This is a genomic window from Streptomyces sp. NPDC051041, from assembly GCF_044456065.1.
GTDB classification, from domain to species: Bacteria; Actinomycetota; Actinomycetes; order Streptomycetales; family Streptomycetaceae; genus Streptomyces; species Streptomyces glaucus.
In genome coordinates, this window is sequence record NZ_JBITFM010000019.1 from 68,687 (window position 1) to 89,065 (window position 20,379).

Annotated in this window: 19 protein-coding genes; 13 read left to right on the forward strand and 6 right to left on the reverse strand. The window is 72.4% G+C overall.

What is annotated here, in order from left to right; translation table 11 throughout:
* Positions 1-123 precede the first annotated feature (123 nt).
* The gene (locus ACIBAI_RS24530) at positions 124-366 is read right to left on the reverse strand and encodes a mycoredoxin (protein WP_344602894.1); all 243 of its coding nucleotides are present in this window, start codon (positions 364-366) and stop codon (positions 124-126) included.
* A gap of 184 nt (positions 367-550) precedes the next feature.
* Here ACIBAI_RS24530 and ACIBAI_RS24535 point away from each other — a divergent pair, with 184 nt between their 5' ends.
* The 4 genes from ACIBAI_RS24535 to ACIBAI_RS24550 all read left to right on the forward strand — a co-directional run bounded on the left by ACIBAI_RS24535 (position 551) and on the right by ACIBAI_RS24550 (position 4,122).
* Positions 551-2,776, forward strand: a complete 2,226-nt coding sequence (locus ACIBAI_RS24535; RefSeq protein ID WP_399037426.1) for an ATP-dependent DNA helicase UvrD2 — start codon at positions 551-553, stop codon at positions 2,774-2,776.
* 164 nt (positions 2,777-2,940) lie between these two features.
* Positions 2,941-3,261: a hypothetical protein gene (locus tag ACIBAI_RS24540; RefSeq protein WP_399037427.1), complete on the forward strand. Its 321-nt coding sequence runs from the start codon at positions 2,941-2,943 to the stop codon at positions 3,259-3,261.
* A 172-nt stretch (positions 3,262-3,433) separates the two neighbouring features.
* On the forward strand, positions 3,434-3,802 hold the full coding sequence (locus ACIBAI_RS24545) for a WhiB family transcriptional regulator (protein WP_344602888.1): 369 nt from the start codon (positions 3,434-3,436) through the stop codon (positions 3,800-3,802).
* Positions 3,799-4,122, forward strand: a complete 324-nt coding sequence (locus tag ACIBAI_RS24550) for a hypothetical protein (RefSeq protein ID WP_399037429.1) — start codon at positions 3,799-3,801, stop codon at positions 4,120-4,122. The genes ACIBAI_RS24545 and ACIBAI_RS24550 overlap by 4 nt, the downstream gene beginning before the upstream one ends.
* A gap of 350 nt (positions 4,123-4,472) precedes the next feature.
* On the opposite strand, the gene ACIBAI_RS24555 is transcribed toward ACIBAI_RS24550, so the two are convergent.
* Both ACIBAI_RS24555 and ACIBAI_RS24560 read right to left on the reverse strand, forming a co-directional pair.
* Positions 4,473-5,840, reverse strand: a complete 1,368-nt coding sequence (locus ACIBAI_RS24555) for an ABC1 kinase family protein (RefSeq protein ID WP_399037431.1) — start codon at positions 5,838-5,840, stop codon at positions 4,473-4,475.
* Positions 5,833-7,041: a TOMM precursor leader peptide-binding protein gene (locus tag ACIBAI_RS24560; protein ID WP_399037433.1), complete on the reverse strand. Its 1,209-nt coding sequence runs from the start codon at positions 7,039-7,041 to the stop codon at positions 5,833-5,835. The genes ACIBAI_RS24555 and ACIBAI_RS24560 overlap by 8 nt, the downstream gene beginning before the upstream one ends.
* Before the next feature lie 229 nt (positions 7,042-7,270).
* Here ACIBAI_RS24560 and ACIBAI_RS24565 point away from each other — a divergent pair, with 229 nt between their 5' ends.
* The 4 genes from ACIBAI_RS24565 (at position 7,271) to ACIBAI_RS24580 (ending at position 11,140) form a co-directional block, all read left to right on the forward strand.
* Entirely contained in the window at positions 7,271-7,867 is a 597-nt protein-coding gene (locus ACIBAI_RS24565) for a M48 family metallopeptidase (protein WP_399037435.1), read from the forward strand.
* Positions 7,868-8,005: 138 nt separating this feature from the next.
* Positions 8,006-9,673: a TerD family protein gene (locus tag ACIBAI_RS24570; RefSeq protein WP_399037438.1), complete on the forward strand. Its 1,668-nt coding sequence runs from the start codon at positions 8,006-8,008 to the stop codon at positions 9,671-9,673.
* A gap of 12 nt (positions 9,674-9,685) precedes the next feature.
* Complete coding sequence (locus ACIBAI_RS24575) at positions 9,686-10,366, forward strand: AIM24 family protein (protein ID WP_399037439.1); 681 nt, start codon at positions 9,686-9,688, stop codon at positions 10,364-10,366.
* An 18-nt stretch (positions 10,367-10,384) separates the two neighbouring features.
* Positions 10,385-11,140, forward strand: coding sequence for an AIM24 family protein (locus ACIBAI_RS24580; RefSeq protein WP_399037441.1), 756 nt, complete (start codon positions 10,385-10,387; stop codon positions 11,138-11,140).
* A gap of 73 nt (positions 11,141-11,213) precedes the next feature.
* Here ACIBAI_RS24580 and ACIBAI_RS24585 read toward each other — a convergent pair whose 3' ends face one another.
* Both ACIBAI_RS24585 and ACIBAI_RS24590 read right to left on the reverse strand, forming a co-directional pair.
* Complete coding sequence (locus ACIBAI_RS24585; RefSeq protein ID WP_399037443.1) at positions 11,214-11,735, reverse strand: NUDIX hydrolase; 522 nt, start codon at positions 11,733-11,735, stop codon at positions 11,214-11,216.
* Positions 11,732-13,171, reverse strand: coding sequence for a zinc-dependent metalloprotease (locus ACIBAI_RS24590; protein WP_399037445.1), 1,440 nt, complete (start codon positions 13,169-13,171; stop codon positions 11,732-11,734). Before ACIBAI_RS24590 ends, ACIBAI_RS24585 begins: the two co-directional genes overlap by 4 nt.
* A 193-nt stretch (positions 13,172-13,364) precedes the next feature.
* Between ACIBAI_RS24590 and ACIBAI_RS24595 the strand changes: the two genes are divergently transcribed.
* From ACIBAI_RS24595 to ACIBAI_RS24610, 4 genes are all read left to right on the forward strand, one after another.
* Entirely contained in the window at positions 13,365-14,528 is a 1,164-nt protein-coding gene (locus ACIBAI_RS24595) for an SDR family oxidoreductase (protein WP_399037447.1), read from the forward strand.
* A 189-nt stretch (positions 14,529-14,717) separates the two neighbouring features.
* Complete coding sequence (locus ACIBAI_RS24600) at positions 14,718-15,179, forward strand: molybdenum cofactor biosynthesis protein MoaE (protein WP_399037449.1); 462 nt, start codon at positions 14,718-14,720, stop codon at positions 15,177-15,179.
* A gap of 162 nt (positions 15,180-15,341) precedes the next feature.
* Positions 15,342-15,506, forward strand: coding sequence for a hypothetical protein (locus ACIBAI_RS24605; protein WP_399037450.1), 165 nt, complete (start codon positions 15,342-15,344; stop codon positions 15,504-15,506).
* Positions 15,507-15,607: 101 nt separating this feature from the next.
* A complete protein-coding gene (locus tag ACIBAI_RS24610) occupies positions 15,608-16,702 on the forward strand; it encodes a PDZ domain-containing protein (protein ID WP_399037452.1) in 1,095 nt (364 codons plus the stop codon).
* 26 nt (positions 16,703-16,728) lie between these two features.
* On the opposite strand, the gene ACIBAI_RS24615 is transcribed toward ACIBAI_RS24610, so the two are convergent.
* Positions 16,729-17,271 carry a PPA1309 family protein gene (locus ACIBAI_RS24615; RefSeq protein WP_399037453.1) on the reverse strand — a complete coding sequence of 181 codons (543 nt, stop codon included), beginning with the start codon at positions 17,269-17,271 and terminating at the stop codon, positions 16,729-16,731.
* A gap of 163 nt (positions 17,272-17,434) precedes the next feature.
* On the opposite strand from ACIBAI_RS24615, the gene ACIBAI_RS24620 reads away from it, so the two are divergent.
* A complete protein-coding gene (locus ACIBAI_RS24620) occupies positions 17,435-20,341 on the forward strand; it encodes a UPF0182 family protein (protein WP_399037520.1) in 2,907 nt (968 codons plus the stop codon).
* The last annotated feature ends 38 nt before the right edge of the window (positions 20,342-20,379 follow it).

Here is a 20,379-nt window from a genome sequence, read left to right on the forward strand (position 1 = left end):
CGCGCCGCCTCCCCATGGCGGCGCGGGCCCGCGGGGCCGCCCCCCCGCCGGGGCCCGCCCCGGCGGGCGGCCCCCCCGCGGCGGCGCCGCCCCCCCCCCCCCCCCCACGCCGTACCTGACCGCTTACGCGCCGATCTTCTGCTTCACCTGCGCCAGCGACGGGTTGGTGAGCGTCGTGCCGTCCGGGAAGAGCACGGTCGGCACCGTCTGGTTTCCGCCATTGGCCTTCTCCACGAACGCGGCGGATTCCGGGTCCTGCTCGATGTTGATCTCGGTGTACTCGATGCCCTCGCGGTCCAGCTGGCTCTTCAGCCGACGGCAGTAACCGCACCACGTGGTGCTGTACATCGTCACAGTGCCCGGCATGTCTCTCGCGCTCCTTCGGCGGCTCGGGGATGTGTGTGCTCGCAGGGTGGAACGTGCTTGAAAGCGCCACCATTCCCGCGGGCGGCGCCGAGCGCACGTGACGCCTGCCGCATCCGTACGACTGTCGGCTCCTGCCTGTGGACAACCGTCTCGCCCGTCTCCGGCGACCTGGCAGCATGGCCGTGTGACAGCAGCAACGCACTCCACTCTCTTCTCACAGGGTCCCAGCGGCTCCTCCGTGCCGGCCTCGCCGAGCGGGGCCGACGAGGTGCTCGAAGGACTCGACCCCGAGCAGCGCGAGGTGGCCACCGCCCTGCACGGCCCGGTGTGCGTGCTGGCGGGCGCCGGCACGGGCAAGACCCGGGCCATCACCCACCGGATCGCCTACGGGGTGCGCGCCGGCATCCTCCAGCCCTCCAGCGTGCTCGCCGTCACCTTCACCAATCGCGCCGCCGGAGAGATGCGCGGCCGGCTCCGCCAGCTCGGCGCCCACGGCGTCCAGGCCCGTACGTTCCACTCGGCGGCGCTCCGCCAGCTCCAGTACTTCTGGCCGAAAGCGATCGGCGGCTCCATGCCCCGGCTCGTCGACCGCAAGGTCCAGCTCGTGGCGGACGCGGCCGCCGCCTGCCGCATCCGCCTCGACCGGGGCGAGCTGCGGGACGTCACGGCCGAGATCGAGTGGTCCAAGGTCACCCAGACCGTCCCCGCCGACTACCCGCTCGCGGCCGCCCGGGCCGGCCGGGAGGCCCCCCGCGCCCCGGCCGAGATCGCCCAGCTGTACTCCGCCTACGAGGACCTCAAGCGGGAGCGGGCCGTCATCGACTTCGAGGACGTGCTGCTGCTGACCGTGGCCATCCTCCAGGACCGGCACGACATCGCCGAACAGGTCCGCGCCCAGTACCAGCACTTCGTCGTCGACGAGTACCAGGACGTCAGCCCCCTGCAGCAGCGCCTGCTGGAGCTGTGGCTCGGCGACCGCGACAACCTGTGCGTGGTCGGCGACGCCAGCCAGACGATCTACTCGTTCACGGGAGCAACACCCGACCACCTGCTCGACTTCCGTGCCCGCCACCCCGGCGCCACCGTCGTCAAGCTGGTCCGCGACTACCGCTCCACCCCCCAGATCGTGCACCTCGCCAACGGCCTGCTCGCCCAGGCCCGGGGCCGCGCCGCCGACCACCGCCTGGAACTGATCTCCCAGCGGCCCCCGGGCCCCGAACCCGTCTACACCGAGTACCCCGACGAGCCCGCCGAGGCCGAGGGCGCCGCCCGGCGCATCCGCGAACTCGTCGACGCCGGAGTCCCGGCCGGCGAGATCGCCGTCCTGTTCCGCACGAACTCCCAGTCGGAGACCTACGAGCAGGCCCTCGCCGACGCCGGGGTCCCCTACCAGCTGCGGGGCGCCGAGCGGTTCTTCGACCGCCCCGAGGTGCGCAAGGCCGGCATCGCCCTGCGCGGCGCGGCCCGCTTCGGCGGCAACGACTCCCTCCTCGACGACGCCGTCGACCTGCCCTCCCAGGTGCGCGCCGTGCTGTCGGGGGAGGGCTGGACACCCCGGCCCCCGGCCGGCTCCGGCGCCGTGCGGGAGCGCTGGGAGTCCCTGGCCGCCCTCGTGAACCTCGCCCAGGACTTCGCCGCCGCCAGACCCGGCGCCACCCTGGCCGATCTCGTCGCCGAACTCGACGAGCGGGCGAACGCCCAGCACGCCCCGACCGTGCAGGGCGTCACCCTCGCCTCCCTGCACTCGGCCAAGGGCCTGGAGTGGGACGTCGTCTTCCTGGTCGGCGTCGCCGAGGGCATGATGCCGATCACCTACGCAAAGACCGACGAGCAGATCGAGGAGGAGCGCCGCCTCCTCTACGTCGGCGTCACCCGAGCGCGCGAACGCCTGCACATCTCCTGGGCGCTCGCCCGCTCGCCCGGCGGCCGTCCCGGCCGCCGCCCCAGCCGCTTCCTCGACGGGCTGCGCCCCGGCACTCCGGCCACCGGCGGCCGCGGTGCCGCGGGCGGCACCGGAGGCGTGGAGCGGGGCTTCACGGGCGGGCCCGCGGGCACCGCCCCGCGACGGACGCGGCGCACCCCGGCCCGCTGCCGGGTCTGCGGACGCACGCTGACCGACGCCGGCGAGATGAAACTGATGCGCTGCGAGGACTGCCCCTCCGACATGGACGAGGGCCTGTACGAGAGGCTGCGCGAGTGGCGCGCGGTCCAGGCACGGCGCAGCGGGCAGCCCGACTGGTGCGTCTTCACCGACAAGACGCTGATCGCCATCGCGGAGACCGCACCCGAGGACGAGCGCGAACTGGTGCGGATCCCGGGCGTGGGCATGCGCAAGTTCAACCGCTACGGAGCCGACGTTCTGGCCATCTGCGCAGGCCGGAGAGGTGAGGGGCTTGACGAGGAGAGCTGATGCCAACTCGTCGAAAAAATAGTTTGCGCATGCCCCAGCAATCCCCATAGGTTCTTGCACACGGGAACGGCGGCCTTCTCGGAGGCCCTGATTCCGTGTTGTACTTGCATATCCGTCGGACTGGTTCATCCGGTCCCCCGAGACGCCGAGAGGAGGCGAGTCCAGTGATCAGCATCAACACCAGCTTCGTCAGCACCGTGAAAATGACCGATCGCTCGGCCGTCTCCCTGTGCATGCTCGGCGTTTCCCACCTGGGCACCGGTCTGTCCGGCGTTCCCGCCGTGCGTCCGGCGTCCTCCGTCGCTCCCGCGGGCCTCGTCGTCCGTGAGCGCGATGAGCGACCGACCAAGGCACCGGAAGCGGTAGCGGCACAGGCGCAGGCCTATGCCTTTGCGGCGACCGGTGCCGGATTCCGGAAGCAGACGACGCAGCACCACCTGATGTGGGCCTTCCGTGGGCCAGATCCCTGGAGTGATCCAGCCTGATCGATGATCAGGCCGGCGCCTTCAGGGCCGCGGAACCCCATCCGGGATCCGCGGCCCTTCTGTTTTCCCCGAACGGGGACGGCAGAACGAGGGACCTCGGGACAAGAAAAGAACCCGGTACCAAGCCGCCCCCGGCCAACAGGCCGGAACGACCAGACGAGGAAGACGAACCGTGCAACTCGAAGCGCACGCCCCGTCCGTACCGCCTTCCGGCACGATTCCCAAGCCCGGCCCCACGGAGGACCCCACCTTGACCCCGCTGACCGCGCTCACCGCGCTCGACGACGCCATCGAGAGCCTCGGCGTACCCGTCCCCTGCCGTTCCAACGACCCGGAGGTCTTCTTCGCCGAGTCGCCGGCGGACGTCGAGTACGCCAAGTCCCTCTGCCGCACCTGCCCGCTGATCGAGGCCTGCCTCGCCGGTGCCAAGGAGCGGCGCGAGCCCTGGGGCGTCTGGGGTGGCGAGCTGTTCGTCCAAGGTGTCGTCGTCGCCCGGAAGCGGCCGCGTGGCCGCCCGCGCAAGAACCCGGTCACGGCATGAACACCGCAGGAACGATCGACCGTCCCCTCACGCACGACCCCCAGAAGCAGGCCCCGATGAAGCCGTCCACCCACGAGCCCGCGGGCTCCGCGACCGAAGACTTCACCACCAGCGGCGCGAACGACTCGCGTCAGAACAGGACCCGAGAGATGCAACTCATCCCAGAAGCCATGGCCCGAGTGCATATGCACGAGCGGCTGCGTGAGGCGGAGCGGGAACGCCAGGCGCTGCGCCTGGCGGCCGCCCGCCGGATGCAGCGCCGGGCGGAGCGCGCCTCGATGCGCGCCCGGCGTGCGCTCGCCATGGCGCTCATGCAGTAACCGACCCACCCGAGGCGGTGGCCTCCCGGCCCGGGAGGCGGAGCTCTCCGACGCGGGGGCCGGTCCGTGCCGAACGGACCGGCCCCCGTGGCGCGTTCCGCCCGCCCGTGCCCCGCCGCGGGAAGGCCGTCACCGCACGACGAGGCCCGCCGGCGGCCGTGGCGGCGACGACTCCGCCACGGAGCCCCGGCTCCTCGGGTGCGCCCGCCGCGGCACCGCGGGCGAGGACCCGCGACCCGTCCGGGCCCGCTCCGCGGAAAGCTGCGTCCGCCGCTGCTCCTGCGCCCGCTGTTCCCGGGAGACCTCGGACCGTCGGGGACGGCTGGACCCGGCCCGGCGGTGACCGGGGCTCACGCCTCCGCCGCCGGCTCGTCCTCCAGCGGCTCCCGGAGGACGAACCCGGGCAGCCACTCCTCCAGCTCCTCACGCAGCCGCACCGTCGCGCCCAGTTGGCAGAGCACACCGATCGTGCTCAGCGTCACCCGGTGGATCAGCAGGTACGCCGGGGGCAGGTTGAGCTGCTTGCCCAACTGGTGGGCGGGGGAACGGGGATCGGCGATCCGGGCCGCCTGACTGCGCATCCAGCCGCGGGTGAAGGTGAACTCGTCGACCTGGGCCGGCTCGATGATCGGCAGGAGGTAGTCGAGGACGGCGTCCGGATCGAGGTCTATGGACTCCTTGACGAAGCCCTCCGCGCACAGGAGTTCGTAGACGGCACCCGCCTCGCCGTCGAGGGTCATGCGCAGGGACTCGCCGATCGGCGCCGGCAGGCCGCCCGGGAGCCGGTCGACCGTGCCGAAGTCCAGCACGCCCAGGCGCCAGTCGTCCTCGCCGCCCGGACCGCCGGGCAGCAGGCGGAAGTTGCCGGGATGCGGATCGGCGTGCAGGAGACCGGTGCGGGCAGGGCCGGAGAAGAGGAAACGGGCCAGGAGCTGGCCGGCCCGGTCGCGCTGCTCCCGGGTGCCGTCCGCGATGATCTCCGACAGCGGGACGCCGTCGATCCACTCGGTGATCAGCACCTGCTCGCACTGGTGGACCACGTCCGGCACCACGACGTCCGGGTCGTTCGCGAACTCCTCGGCGTGGATCCGCTGGGCCTGGGCCTCCAGGCCGTAGTCCAGTTCCTCCGAGACCCGGTCCTTCAACTCCGCGATCAGCGGCTTGACGTCCATGCCGGGAACCAGCGGGCCCAGCAGACGGGCGAACCGGCTCAGCTGGTTCAGGTCCGACAGGAGGGCCTCGCCCGCGCCCGGGTACTGCACCTTGACCGCGACCTCGCGGCCGTCGTGCCACACCCCCCGGTGCACCTGGCCGATCGAGGCCGCGGCGGCCGGCTTGTCCTCGAACTCCAGGAACAGGTCCTGCCAGTCCTCGCCGAGCCGCTCCCCGAGCACGGCGTGCACGGTGCGCGTCGGCATCGGCGGCGCCGCCTCCTGAAGCTTCGTCAGGGCGGCCCGGTAGGGGCCGGCGACCTCCTCGGGCAGCGCCGACTCGAAGACGGACAGCGCCTGGCCGAACTTCATCGCGCCGCCCTTGAGCTCGCCGAGCACCTTGAACAGCTGCTCGGCCGTGCGCTGCTGCAGTTCACGGCCGACGATCTCCGCGGACTCGCCGACGATCCGCTTGCCGAGCCCCCAGGTCGCCCGGCCGGCGAAGCCGAGCGGGAGCGCGGCGAGCTTGGCGGTACGGGTGACCGCCTTCCGGGGAAGATCAGACATGCGCCCTCCAGGTCCCAGCCAGCCGCGCCGCCCCTGCCGTACGGCGTGCCTCTGACGGCCATTGCCCCGCCATTGTCTCGCGGGGCTGCCCGTCCTCGGCGAGGTGTTCTCCCTCACCTTTCTCCGCGGCCCCGCACGGACATGCGGGGTGAGCCGGGACCGGTCGCGCATGCCAGTGGAGGCCGGGCAGCGACACCTCCCAGCGGGCACCGGCACTCGACGGCGCCCGGCCGTCCAAGAAGGCGAGCGCGTGGGCGGCGGCGAGACCGGCGACGGCCGTGGCCAGCGTCAGATCGCAGGGCCGTGCCTGCCGCGGTTTCCCCGAGCGCCACTGGGCGACCAGACGCGGCCAGGCCGGATCCCGGTCGGTGCGGTCCTCGTGCAGACAGCCCGCGCAGCCCGTCTCGCCGGGCAGGACGAGGGGACCGACGATGCCCGTGCCCTCCACGACACCGGCGTACAGATGGGGCATGCCCGAGGTCATGAGGGGGTCGGCGGCGGACGGGGAGGGCGCGTGGACGGCGACGTCGTCCCGCGGGGCGAGAACCACCAGGGAGAACCCCGGGCCGTCGTCGGGCGGGGCGGTGGGGCCGCGGCGCGGCGGCCGGTCCGGCGCCGCCCGGCGCACGGCACGGCGGGCCGCCTCGTCCCGGCGGTCGCCGACGGCCTCCGCGGGCAGTCCGCCCGGCGCGAGGTCCCACGGCTCGACCCGGCCGCCGTCGCGCACGTCGACCTCGCCGACCCCCGCGCCCGACAGCAGGCAGGCCAGCACCGCGCCCACCCGGCCCGCACCTCTGACCTGCACGCGCAGCGAGCGGCGGGCGGCCAGGCGGCTGATCGCGTCACCCGGTTCGGAGGCGGTCAGGGACAGCGAGGCCAGATCGGGGCGCAGCCGGTCGAGGACGTCCTTCTTCCCGCGCAGGGCGTCGGCCGCGGGCCCGCCGCCCCTGGCGTCGTCGAGGAGTCCCGACTCCGCCAGCCGCTCCACCAGTGCGTCCACATGGCCGTCGGGCAGGTCCATGCGGCGTCCCTCCTCGCGCAGGAGCGCCAGCCCGCGGGTGCCGTTGAGCAACTCCAGGAAACTGCCCGTCGCCGTGTCCATCGGGCCGAGCGTCATCGCGTGCGCCGGCGTCATCCCGAACTGCACGGTGTTGAGATCGCGCCAGCCGCGCCGCAGCGCGGGCTTCACCATCGGATGCATGACAGGCCCCCGTAGCCCTCGTGGAATGTTCCTTTTCCCGCATGTGCCGGCGGAGGCCGGTCGCGGCTCCGCCGGTGGAAGCCAGCATGCCCGGGTGCGCGGCGGAGCGCCGAGAGTTGTCCACAGGCGACAGGTACTAGTCGTACGAATCGAGCGCGGCGGGGACGGGAACGGCACCGAACCGTCCCGGAGCCGGGACTTCCCCGCGTGCAGCGGGTAACGTCGGGACGTGTCCGCCGACCCACTGCACCGCGCCGGAACGCCACAGCGCAAGCCGACGACCCCGCCGCCGAGCGGCCCGGAGGCGAGCGTGGTCGAGGTCCGCAGGAGCGCCCGCCGACGCAGGACGGTCTCCGCGTACCGCGAGGGCGACCGCGTGGTCGTGCTCATCCCCGCCCGGATGTCCGAGGCGGAGGAGCAGCGCTGGGTGGGCGTCATGCTCGACAAGCTGGCCGCCCAGGAGAGCAAGCGGATCCTCGGCGACGCCGAGCTGGCCGAGCGCGCCGAGCGGCTGTCGGCCCAGCACCTCGGCGGGCGCGCCCGGCCCGCCTCCGTCCGCTGGGTCACCAACCAGAACACGCGCTGGGGCTCGTGCACCCCGGCCGAGGGCAGCATCCGCCTGTCGCACCGCCTGCAGGGCATGCCCGAGTACGTCGTCGACTACGTCCTCCTGCACGAACTGGCGCATCTGCTCGTGCCCGGGCACGGGCCCGATTTCTGGCGGCTGCTGGAGGCGTACCCCCGCACCGAACGCGCCCGTGGCTATCTGGAGGGCGTGGCCGCCGCCGGCCGGCTGCCCCATGCGCCCGGCGCACGGGGTGAGTGACCCCCTCCGGCCGCGGAGCGGCCGATACGGCTGAGCGAGGGTTGTGTACCGGGTCTGTACCGACTGCCGCCGGTGTCCGATTCTGCCGTTAACCTGGCGCGACGCACTCGCATTCGGGATGGGGGACGGTCGTTACGCATGGCCAGGGAATTCCAACGCGGCCACAAGGCCAGGATCAGTGACCTCACCGCGGGCACGGATCTGTACGTAGGCGTGCAGATCTCCGGTCCCGGTCTGACCTTCGACATCAGCTGCTTCGGCCTCGACGCCGACGAACGGCTCTCGGACGACCGGTACTTCGTGTTCTACAACCAGCCGAAGTCCCCCGAGGAGGCCGTCCAGCTCCTGGGGCCCCAGGCGGGCGACACGGAGTCCTTCCGGGTCACCCTGGACAGGATCCCGCCGCAGATCCACAGGCTGTCCTTCACGGCGACGATCGACGGCGCCGGGCAGATGTCGCAGATCGCCCCCGGATACCTGCGTATCGTCGCCGGCGGCGAGGAGGTGGCCCGGTACCCCTTCGACGGCTCGGAGTTCTCCACCGAGCGGGCCGTGATGCTGGGCGACTTCTACCGCAAGGACGTCTGGCGCTTCGCCGCGGTCGGCCAGGGGTTCGACGGCGGACTGGAGGCGCTGCTGAAGAACTTCGGCGGCGAGGTCGCCGAGGAGGAGGCCCCCGCCCCGCAGCAGCCCCGGGCGGACGCCGTCCCGGGATTCGCCCCGCCCGCCGAGGCCGCAGCCCCGCCGGCGTTCGGCGTTCCCGGCACCCCGGCGCCCGCCCCCGCTCCGGCCCCCGCCGCTCCCCGGCCCGCCGCACCGGGCTCCGTACCCCCGCCGGGCGCGATCCCGCCCCCGGCCCCCGCACCCGGGGTGCACGTCGCGCCGACCGTCGTCGCGCCCCTGCACACCCCGCCCGGCGGGACCGTCCCGCCCCCGGGCCCGGCGCCGGCCGCGCCCCACGGCGGGCCGCAGGCCCCGTACGGCGCGGCCCCGGGCCGGCCCGCACCGCCCCCGCCCGGCTACGCCCAGCCCCAGGCCCCGCACGCTCCCGCACCGCCGCCCGGCTACGGCCGGCAGCCGCCGTTCGGCCAGGCTCCGGGCCCGCAGGCGCCCTACGGAGCCCCCCAGGCCGCGGCGCCGCAGGGTCCCGGCGTGGCCGCCGCGCTGCAGCAGTTCCGGGAGACGCCCACCGGGCAGCGCTGGACGCAGCAGAACAACAAGCTCGTCCGCGTCGACCTCGGCATCGGCGACCAGCCCGTGCTGGCCCGGCAGGGCAGCATGGTCCTCTACCAGGGCAAGGTCGACTTCGGCTACAAGGGCGCCGGGTTCGCCGGCCGGATCGTGGGCAACGCCACCGGCCAGGAGATGCAGCTGATGCGCTGCTCGGGCAAGGGGCAGGTGTTCCTCGCCGAGGACTCCGCCATGCTGCACCCCGTCGAGCTCCAGGGCGACGCCGTGTGCGTCTCCGCCGAGAACGTCCTCGCCTTCGACGAGAGCCTGGCGTACGAGGTCCGCCGCATCGAAGGGCACGGCATCCCCGGCGGCGCGCTGTTCACGATGCAGTTCCAGGGCACCGGCACGATCGTCGTCAAGACCCACGGCACGCCCGTCGTCCTGCCCGTCACGCCCACCACGTTCGCCGACTGCAACGCCGTCGTCGCCTGGTCGGCCGCCGCCCAGGTGGTCGTCTCCAGCCAGGTGCGGATGCGCCGCAACGCCCACCCCGGCGACACCGGGGAGAGCGTCAACCTCCAGTTCCGGGGCGCGCCCGGCAACTTCATCGTCGTCCAGCCGTACGAGGTCTAGAGGGAGCCCGTCATGAACCAGCCGCTCGCGGGCTTCGCCCCCGCACCCGTCACCGCCCGCATGGAGAACCACGGCAACCACATGCTGAAGGTGGCCATGCAGACCGGGAACGACCTCCTCGCGCGCGTGGGGTCCATGGTCGCCTACGAGGGCTTCATCCAGTACGAGCCCAACCCGCCGGCCGTGCGCCAGGTCGCCCGGGACTGGATCACCGGCGAGGGCGCGCCCCTGATGAAGTGCTCCGGCGACGGTCTGCTCTACCTCGCCGACTACGGCGCCGATGTCGTCGTGATCAACCTGAACGGCGACGGCATCTCCGTCAACGCCACCAACCTGCTCGCCTTCGACGCCCACCTCACCTGGGGCGTGGAGCGGGTCAAGGGCCTGGCGAAGCTCGCCGGGCAGGGCCTGTGGAACACCAGGATCTCCGGGCAGGGCTGGGTCGCGCTGACCTCCCGGGGCAAGCCCGTCGTCGTCGACTGCGGCGGCGGCGAGGACGAGACGTACGTCGACCCGGACGCGCTCGTCGCCTGGTCCCCGAACCTGAAAGTGAAGGGCAAGCGCAGTTTCCGGGCGCAGTCGCTGATCGGCCGCGGCAGCGGCGAGGCCTACCAGATGGCCTTCTCCGGTCAGGGCATCGTCGTCGTCCAGCCCAGCGAGGACAGCACCGACCGTCTCCGCGTCCGGGGCTGAGGGGGGAGCAACCACACCATGCAGAGCCCGCTTTTCGCCTACCACGACCAGCAGACCCAGCAGCGCTGGAGCCTGCAGAACAAGCAGATGCTCCGCGTCACCCTGGAGGGCCACGACGACGTCCTCGCCCGCAAGGGCACGATGGTCGCCTACCAGGGAATGGTCGAGTTCGACGCCGAGTACCAGAGCCGCGACCAGGCACGCGCGCGGGCGCGCACCGGCGAGGGCCTGGACCTGATGCGCTGCCACGGACAGGGCACGGTCTACCTCGCCAACCTCGCGCAGCACGTGCACGTCGTGGAGGTCGAGCAGGACGGCCTCACCGTCGACAGCAGCTACGTGCTGGCGATGGACTCCTCCCTGCACCACGAGGTCGTCGCCGTCGACAGCCTCTACGGCATCTCCGGCTCGGGGAAGTACCAGCTCAACATCACCGGCCGCGGCAAGGTCGCCCTGACGACCTCCGGCGCGCCGCTGCTGCTGCAGGTGACGCCCGACCGGTACGTCAACTGCGACGCCGACGCGATCGTCGCCTGGTCCACCGGCCTGCGGGTGCAGATGCAGGCCCAGACGCACTCCTCCGGGGTGTGGCGGCGCCGCGGCACCACCGGTGAGGGCTGGGAGCTCGGCTTCATGGGCACCGGTTTCGCACTCGTGCAGCCCAGCGAGCTGCTGCCGCCGCAGAACGCCCGGATCGGCTCGGGCCCGGCCGCCCAGTACGGCCTGGGGCAGCAGGGCGCGCGCGGCCAGAACCAGGGCAACGTCTGGAGCTGACCGTCCGGGGAGCGGACGGGAGGGGCGGCCGCCTCGACGGCCGCCCCGCGCGCGTCCGGTGCGCGGCGACGGCTCACAGCCGCGCGCGCGTCGCCTCCAGCAGGCGCACGACCGAGTCGTCGGCCACGTCCGCCACCTCGGCGTACGGGAACCAGCGCAGGTCGAGCGACTCGTCGCTGATCGCGTGCACGGCGGCCGGCGGGGCCAGGACCGCGTACTGCACGTCGTAGTGGCAGTGGCAGGGCGGCGGGATCGGATGCCGGTCCAGCCGCACCGGGCCGCCCGGCAGCGGCGTCAGCCCCGCGATGCCCGACTCCTCCGTGGCCTCCCGCAGCGCCGCCGCCGCCAGGGAGGAGTCCCCGGGCTCGCAGTGGCCGCCCATCTGCAGCCACATCCGCAGCTTCCGGTGCAGGGTGAGCAGGACCCGGCCGCCCTCGGGATCGATCACCAGGGCACTCGCCGTGATGTGACCGGCGGAGCAGGACTTCCACATGCCGTCCGGGTGCGCCGCCAGGTGGTCCAGATACGCCTGGCGCAGCTTCCGCTGGTCCTCGTACCCCTTGAGCACGAGGACCGCGTCGTCGTACAGGCTCACCCGGCGTCGTCGCCCTTGCGGTCGTCGTCCCGGCCCGCGTCGTCCTTCTTCTTCAGGTCGGGCTTGCCGGCCGCCTCGCCGAGCATCTTGTCCAGCTCGGAGAAGTCGATCTGCTCGCGGTGCACGAAGCCGTCCGGGTCGTCCAGGTCGGTCGCGGTCGGCAGCATGTCCGGGTGGGCCCACAGGGCGTCCCGGCCATCGACACCGCGCGCGTCCGTGAGCGAGGCCCACAGGCGGGAGGCGTCGCGCAGGCGGCGCGGGCGCAGTTCCAGGCCGATCAGCGTGGCGAACGTCTGCTCCGCCGGGCCGCCCGAGGCGCGGCGGCGGCGCAGCGTCTCGCGCAGCGCGTCCGCCGACGACAGGCGCGGCTTGGCCGCGGCGTGCACCACCGCGTCCACCCAGCCCTCGACGAGCGCCAGGGCCGTCTCCAGACGGGCCAGGGCCGCCTTCTGCTCCGGGGTGTCCTCCGGCTGGAACATGCCCTGCTGGAGGGCTTCCTGCAGCTGCTCGGGGTTCTGCGGGTCGAACTGGCCGACCACGTCCTCCAGCTTGGCGGTGTCGACCTTGATCCCGCGCGCGTAGCCGTCGACCGCGCCGAACAGGTGCGAGCGCAGCCACGGCACGTGCGCGAAGAGGCGCTGGTGGGCGGCCTCGCGCAGGGCGAGGTACAGCCGCACCTCCTCCTTCGGCACGCCCAGGTCCTTGCCGAACGTCTCGATGTTCACCGGCAGCAGCGCGGCCCGGCCGGCCGGGCCGAGCGGGAGGCCGATGTCGGACGATCCGACGACCTCGCCGGCGAGCACGCCGACGGCCTGTCCGATCTGCGTGCCGAACATGGCGCCGCCCATCGAGCGCATCATGCCGATCAGCGGGCCGGCCATGGCCTGCATCTCCTCCGGCAGGACGTCCCCCATGGCCGTGCCCACGCGCTCGGCGACCGGGTCGACGAGCTCCCGCCACGCGGGCAGGGTCGCCTCGACCCACTCCGCGCGGCTCCAGGCCACCGCGGAGGCGGCGCCGGAGGGCAGGGCGGTCACGTCGTCCAGCCACAGGTCGGCCAGGCGGACGGCCTCCTGGACGGCGTTGCGCTCGGCGGGGCCGACGCTGGCGTCCTTGGCGCCGCCGGGGGCGCCCTGGGAGACCGTCTGGCGGGCGATCTGCTTGGCCATGTCCCAGTTCACCGGGCCGCCCTCGTAGGAGAGCATCTGGCCCAGCTGCTGGAAGGCGGCGCCCAGGTCGGTGGGGTTCAGCGAACCGAACATGGCGGCGAACGGGTTGTCCGGCCCGCCCCCCGTGCCTCCGGCTCCGGACAGCCCGAAACCGAACGGGTCGGCCGGTCCCTGACCACCACCGCCCTGCTGGTCCTTCTTCTTGCCCTCGTCGCCGTCGTCCGGCTCCTCCGGCGGAAGGCCGAATCCGAATGGGGTGTCACTCACGGGGTTCCTCGGCTGGTAGGGCCGCCGGTTCTCTCCGGCGGCACGGGCTGCCCGACAACACCACCCAGCGTAGACACCCGAAGCCGTTCGAGCCTCGGTGCTTCGCCGACTGACGGCCTGCGGCAGGATGGATGCCACCTGGTACGTACGCGTCACTCGCGCCCGTACTGAAGACAACCGCTGGAGACGCCCGGTGAGTTCCCCAGATCCGCAGGTTCGCGCAGCGCGAAACCAGTCAGCCCACCCGTCGCCCGACCACCGCCCTTCGACGGCGCCGCTCCGCGCCGGCGGGACGGCCGCGGCGCGCGGGCCCGTCGTCGCGGTCACCGGCGCCGCCTCCGGGGTGGGCGCGCTGCTCACCGAGCGGCTCGCCGCCTCGGCCGAGGTCGGGCAGGTCGTCGCCATCGACGAGCGGCGCGGCGCGTGCGCGTCCGCCCGGTGGCACATCCTGGACGTGCGGGATCCGGCCATCGCCGACAAGCTGCGCGGGGTGGACGTGGTGGTGCACCTGGCGCTCGACCTCGACCTGGAGAGCGACGCCGCCGCCCGGACGGCCTACAACGTACGGGGGACGCAGACCGTGCTGACCGCCGCCGCGGCGGCCGGGGTGCACCGGGTGGTGCTGTGCACCTCGGCGATGGTCTACGGGGCGCTGCCGGACAACGAGCTGCCGCTGTCGGAGGACGCCGAACTGCGGGCGACGGCGGAGGCGACCGGGGTCGGGGACCTGCTGGAGATCGAGCGGCTGGCGCGCAGGGCGCCGCGGGCGCATCCGGGACTCAATGTGACCGTCGTCCGGCCGGCCGTGCTGGTCGGGGGCACGGACACCGCGCTGACCAGGTACTTCGAGTCGCCTCGGCTGCTGGTCGTCGCCGGGTCGCGGCCCGCCTGGCAGTTCTGCCACGTCGAGGACCTGTGCAGTGCGCTGGAGTACGCCGTCCTGGAGAAGGTGGACGGCGAGCTGGCGGTGGGGTGCGACGGATGGCTGGAGCAGGAGGAGATCGAGGAGCTGAGCGGGATCCGGCGGATGGAGCTGCCGTCGGCGGTCGCGCTCGGGGCGGCGACCCGGCTGCACCGGATCGGGCTCACGCCCTCGCCGGCCGGGGACCTGGCGTACACGATGTACCCCTGGGTGGTGAGCGGGAGCCGGCTGCACGAGGCGGGGTGGCGGCCGAAGTACACCAACGAGGAGGTGCTGGCCGAGCTCCTGGAGGAGGTCTCCGGGCGGCGCACGGTGGCCGGCCGGCGGCTGGGCCGGAAGGACGCGACGGCGGCCGGGGCCGCGGGGGCCACGGTGGCACTGCTCGGCGCGGCCGCGGTGGTACGGCGCGCCCGCAAGGCCCGGCGGCGGATCTGAGGGTCCCGCCCGCCGTCCCCGGACGCCCGGCGAGAGCCCGCGCTCCTCGCCGCGGAGCCCCCGGGCGCTCCTGAGAGCCTTGAAGGGCCCCGCGCAGGTTCCCGGAACATCCCGGGGAAGCCCGCCGGTCCGCGCGTGCCCGCCCCCTGTGGGATTCCCCGGGTCGCCGGCGTGCGGCACGATGGGGGCATGGCATCCACGAACGATCACCCCGGTGAGCAGGCCGCGCGGGACCCCGTCAAGCTGATCGCCGTCCGCGACACCGCGCTCTCGGTGGACGAGGTCCTCCGGGCCGTCGGGGACGACGCGGCCGGCGGGACCGCGCTGTTCGTCGGGACGGTGCGGAACCACGACGGGGGCGCCGACGTGGCCGCGCTGGCGTACTCCTGCCACCCCAGCGCCGAGGCCGAGATGCGGCGCGTCGCCGAGAAGGTCGTCGCGGAGTACCCCGTGCGGGCCCTGGCGGCCGTCCACCGGGTGGGAGACCTCGCGGTGGGGGACCTCGCCGTCGTGGTCGGCGTGTCGTGCCCGCACCGGGGAGAGGCCTTCGAGGCCTGCCGGAAGCTGATCGACGACCTCAAGCACGAGGTGCCCATCTGGAAGCACCAGAAGTTCTCCGACGGAACCGAGGAGTGGGTCGGCGCCTGCTGACCTCCGGCACCCGGCACCCCGAGCGCCCCGCCCGATCGGTGCTCAACTCTTCCGCCGGTCCTCCGGTTGCGTAACCGCACCCCTGACGTGAGCGTTGTCACTGCGGATGGTTAATCTGCTGATCAGTCGGTTGCGGACGCTCATTGGGGTTGGGAGGTCGGCATGGCGGCGCTCGCCTGGTTGCTGATTCCGCTGGTGGCCGCGATCGGCGCGGCCCTGTGGGGCAGTTGGGCCAATCGGACCCGCAGGGCGCGGAGCGACGGTCCCGAACTGATCGGTTACGCCCGTTTCCGGGAAGCCATGGAGAAGAGCCGCTCGGGCAGTTGACGACCGGGAAACAGCAGGTCACAGACGCTGGAGACAGCAGGGCCGCCCCGGACGGGCGGCCCTGACGGTGTGCTGACAGGAGCGTCCCGTACTGTCGAGGCATGCCACGCCGCACTGCGACGATGCTCGCCTCCACCCTGATGCTGATCGCGCTCCTGTGCGCGGGAGTGTTCATCCCCGTGCCGTACGCGGAGATGTCCCCGGGGCCGACGGTGAACACCCTCGGCGAGCACGACGGCGAGCCGGTGCTGCGCATCTCCGGGCGCAAGACGTACGCCACCAGCGGGCACCTGAACATGACCACGGTGCGGGTCACCAGCGCCGACTACCGGATGAACCTCGTCGAGGCCGTCTACGGCTGGCTCGCCCACGACAACAAGGTCGTGCCGCACGACACGCTCTACCCCGACGGCAAGACCGAGGAGGAGTCCACCCAGGAGAACGCCGAGGAGTTCAGCCAGTCCCAGGAGAGCGCCAAGGTCGCCGCCCTGAGGCAGCTCGGCATCCCGGTGAAGTCATGGGTGATCGTCTCCACGGTCGTCAAGGGATCCCCCGCGGAGGGCGAGCTGCACGCCGGTGACGTGATCAAGGCCGTCGACGGCACGGCCGTGAAGCGGCCCGCCGACGTCGCCGAGCTGGTGACCAGGCACAAGCCCGGCGAGGACGTCGTCTTCACGATCGTGCCCGCCAAGGAGCAGGCGGCCGCCGAGAAGGAGAACCGGACGGCCACCGCGACCGAGCAGGTCACGATCACCACCGCGGCCTCCGACGACGGCGGCGAGCGGCGCGCCGTCGTCGGGATCTCCGCGGGGACCGACCACACGTTCCCCTTCACCATCGACATCGAGCTCGCCGACGTCGGCGGGCCGAGCGCCGGACTGATGTTCGCGCTCGGCATCTACGACAAGCTCACCCCGGGCAGCCTGACCGGCGGCAAATTCGTGGCCGGCACCGGGACCATCGACGACGAGGGCGAGGTCGGCCCGATCGGCGGCGTCGAGATGAAGACCGTCGGCGCGCGCAGCAAGGGCGCCCGGTTCTTCCTGACGCCCGCCGACAACTGCGCGGCCGCCGCCAGGGACACCCCCGAGGGGCTCACCCTCGTCAAGGTGAGCACCATGGACGACGCCCTCGACGCCCTCGAGGACATCCGCTCCGGGAGGACGGACGACCTGCCGGCGTGCACGGCCGGGTAGCACCTCGGACCCCGGGGGCCCGCGGACTACTCGGCGAACGTCGCCGCCAGCGCCTCCGCCAGACCCGGCACCAGGTCGGATCCCGTGAGGACCTCGGTCGGGGAGTCCTTCTCGCGCAGCCTGAGGGCCGACTCGCGGGCGCCCTCGCGCAGCACCGCGACCGTCATGCGGACCTCCTGCCGCTCGGGGTGGTCCGCCACCCACCGGGCCAGCGCGGCCTCGTCCAGGTCCTGCGGGACCTGGGCCTCCGCGGACGGCGGCAGCATCAGCCGCTCCACCGTGAGCGCGCAGCCGGCCACGGCGTCGGGCCAGGCGATGGTGCCCAGGAACTCGTCCAGCGGCCGGTCCGTCGGGATCTCGTCCTGCTCGATCGGGGTGAGACCGGAGGTCTCGGACTCGCCCATAAGACCGAGCCGGTCCGCGAGCGAGGGCTGCTCGGTCCGCAGCCGCGCGGTGTCTACGAGGGCGAAGAGGCGGGCGGGCTGGTCCCAGCCGAGGCCGGAGACGTACTCGTCGATCTCGAGTACGGCCCGGGTCAGCGGGCTCGCCGCCATGGGAGTGTTGGACATGGTCACAATCCTGCCTCGTTCCCGGCCGAAATCGGGAACCGAGTAAACGGTGAGTAAGTTGCATAGGTGTGGGCCCACGGACAGGGGGGACCACGGAGGGGCCGCGAACACGCGGGCCTGACGGATCAACAGCGACTTCGAGGTGCGCACCTTGGCTTTCCAGATGCCGGACCGCGGCGGAGGCCCGACGGGGCCACGGATGAGAGTGGGCCGCCCCTCCCGGCGGGTCCGGACCCTGCTCATGACGCTGGGCGTCCTGGCCGTCCTCGGCATGGCGTTCACCATGTTCGCGGGCTTCTGGACGGACTGGCTCTGGTACCGGTCGGTGAGGTACTCGTCCGTCTTCACCACCACGCTGTGGACGAAGATCGGGCTCTTCCTCGTCTTCGGACTGCTGATGGCCCTCGCCGTCGGCCTCAACGTCTGGCTGGCGCACCGGCTGCGGCCCCCGCTGAGCGCCATGTCGATGGAGCAGCAGAACCTCGACCGCTACCGGATGGGCATCGCCCCGTACAAGAAGTGGCTGCTGCTCGGGATCACCGCCCTGGTCGGCCTGATCGCCGGGGCCTCGGCCTCCGGCCAGTGGCGGACCTGGCTGATGTGGGTCAACGGCGTGCCGTTCGGCGAGAAGGACCCGCAGTTCCGGCTCGACGTCTCCTTCTACGCCTTCGACCTGCCCTGGTACCGGTTCCTGCTGGGCTTCGGCTTCGCCGCCGTCATCCTCTCCGTGATCGCCGCCGCGCTCACCCACTACCTGTACGGCGGTCTGCGCGTCACCAGCCCCGGCGCGCGCGCCACGGCCGCGGCCACCGGGCACCTGTCGGTGCTCATCGGCGTCTTCGTCGCGCTCAAGGCCGTCGCGTACTGGCTCGACCGGTACGGACTCGCGGTCAAGTCCAGCGACTTCAAGGCGACCGACAACTGGACCGGCCTGCGGTACGTCGACGCCAACGCCTACCTGCCGGCCAAGACGATCCTGTTCTGCATCGCGGTCATCTGCGCGCTGCTGTTCTTCGCCACCCTGTGGCGGCGCACCTGGCAGCTGCCCGTGATCGGCTTCGGCCTGATGGTGCTCTCCGCGATCCTGATCGGCGGCCTGTACCCGGCGATCGTGCAGAAGTTCCAGGTGCAGCCCAACGAGCAGGCCAAGGAAGCGCCGTACGTCCAGAAGAACCTCAAGGCGACCCGCGAGGCGTACGGCATCGACGACGCCAAGGTCACCGACTACCCGGGCACGGGCAGGACGGCGGACAAGGCCGCGCTGCGGGACGACGTCGAGGCCACGGCGAGCATCCGGATCATGGACCCGAACATCGTCTCGCCGACGTTCCAGCAGCTCCAGCAGATCAGGAACTACTACGCGTTCCCGACCAACCTGGACGTCGACCGCTACTCCAAGGACGGCAAGGACCAGGACACGGTCATCGGTCTGCGCGAGCTGAACCTCAACGGCATCCCGAAGAACAACTGGATCAACGACCACTTCCGTTACACCCACGGATACGGGGTCGTCGCCGCCGAGGGCACCAGCGCCGACTCCCAGGGCCGCCCGGTCTTCACGGAGTCCGACCTGCCCTCCAAGGGCGACCTGCCGACGTACGAGCAGCGGATCTACTACGGCGAGAAGACCACCACGTACTCGATCGTCGGCGGCCCCCAGAAGGAGATCGACTACTCCGACGACAAGGGCGAGAAGACCACCAGCTACCGGGGCAAGAGCGGGGTCGACCTCTCCAACCCGGTCAACCGGGCCGCGTACGCACTGGCGTTCAACGAGCCGCAGATCCTGTACTCCGGTGCGATCGGCGACGGTTCGCGGGTCCTGTACAACCGCACGCCGAAGGAGCGCGTCGAGGCGGTCGCCCCGTGGCTGACCATCGACGGCGACGCCTATCCCGCGGTGGTGGACGGCCGCATCCAGTGGATCGTCGACGCGTACACGACGACCAACGGATACCCGTACTCCTCCCGTACGACCCTCGGCGACACCACGGCCGACTCGCTGACCGCGACCAACGACAACCGCGCGGTGGTGGCCCAGCAGAACCAGGTCAACTACATCCGCAACTCGGTGAAGGCGACCGTCGACGCGTACACCGGCGAGGTCGAGCTCTACCAGTGGGACACCCGGGACCCGGTCCTGAAGACCTGGATGAAGGCGTTCCCGGGCACGGTGGAGCCGAAGGCCGAGATCTCCGACTCCCTGATGGCCCACCTGCGCTACCCGCAGGACCTGTTCAAGGTCCAGCGGGAGCTGCTCACCCGCTACCACGTGGAGGACGCGACCACGTTCCTCAGCGGCAGCGAGGTGTGGCAGGTGCCGGACGACCCGACCAACAAGACGGGCGACGCGGTGCCGCCGTACTACCTGAGCATGAGGATGCCCGACCAGCAGTCCCAGGTCTTCTCGCTGACGACGACGTTCACGCCGAACGGCCGGGACAACCTCAGCGCCTTCATGGCGGTCGACGCCGAGGCGGGCACCGAAGGGTACGGCACGATCAGGATCCTGAAACTGCCGACGAACACCACCGTCAACGGGCCCAAGCAGGTGCAGAGCCAGTTCAACTCCGAGCAGGACATCGCCGAGACGATCAACCTGCTGACCCGTGGCGACTCCAACGTCGAGTACGGCAACCTGCTGGCGGTGCCGCTGGACGGCGGACTGCTGTACGTGGAGCCGGTCTACGTACGCGGTGGCGGACTGAAGTACCCCCTGCTGCGGAAGGTGTTGGTCACCTACGGAGGCGCCACCGCCTTCGAGAACACCCTCGACGAGGCGCTCGACAAGGTCTTCGGGGCGGAGGGCCCGGCCACCGAGCCGCCGGACGAGGGCGACACCACGACGCCGCCACCGCCGACGTCCGACAACCCGACGGTCCAGGAGGCGCTGGACGACGCCCAGGAGGCCTTCGAGGCCGGCCAGGAAGCCCTCAGGGAGAGCGACTGGGAGGCGTACGGCAGGGCCCAGCAGGATCTGGAGGAGGCCCTGCGGCGGGCCGAGGAGGCGCAGTCCCGGGCCGACCGGACCCAGGACGGCGGGGGCGGAAGCCCCGGAGCGAGCAGCTAGGACGCAGGCCGGTCAAGGCCCGCCCCGCGCCGTGATAC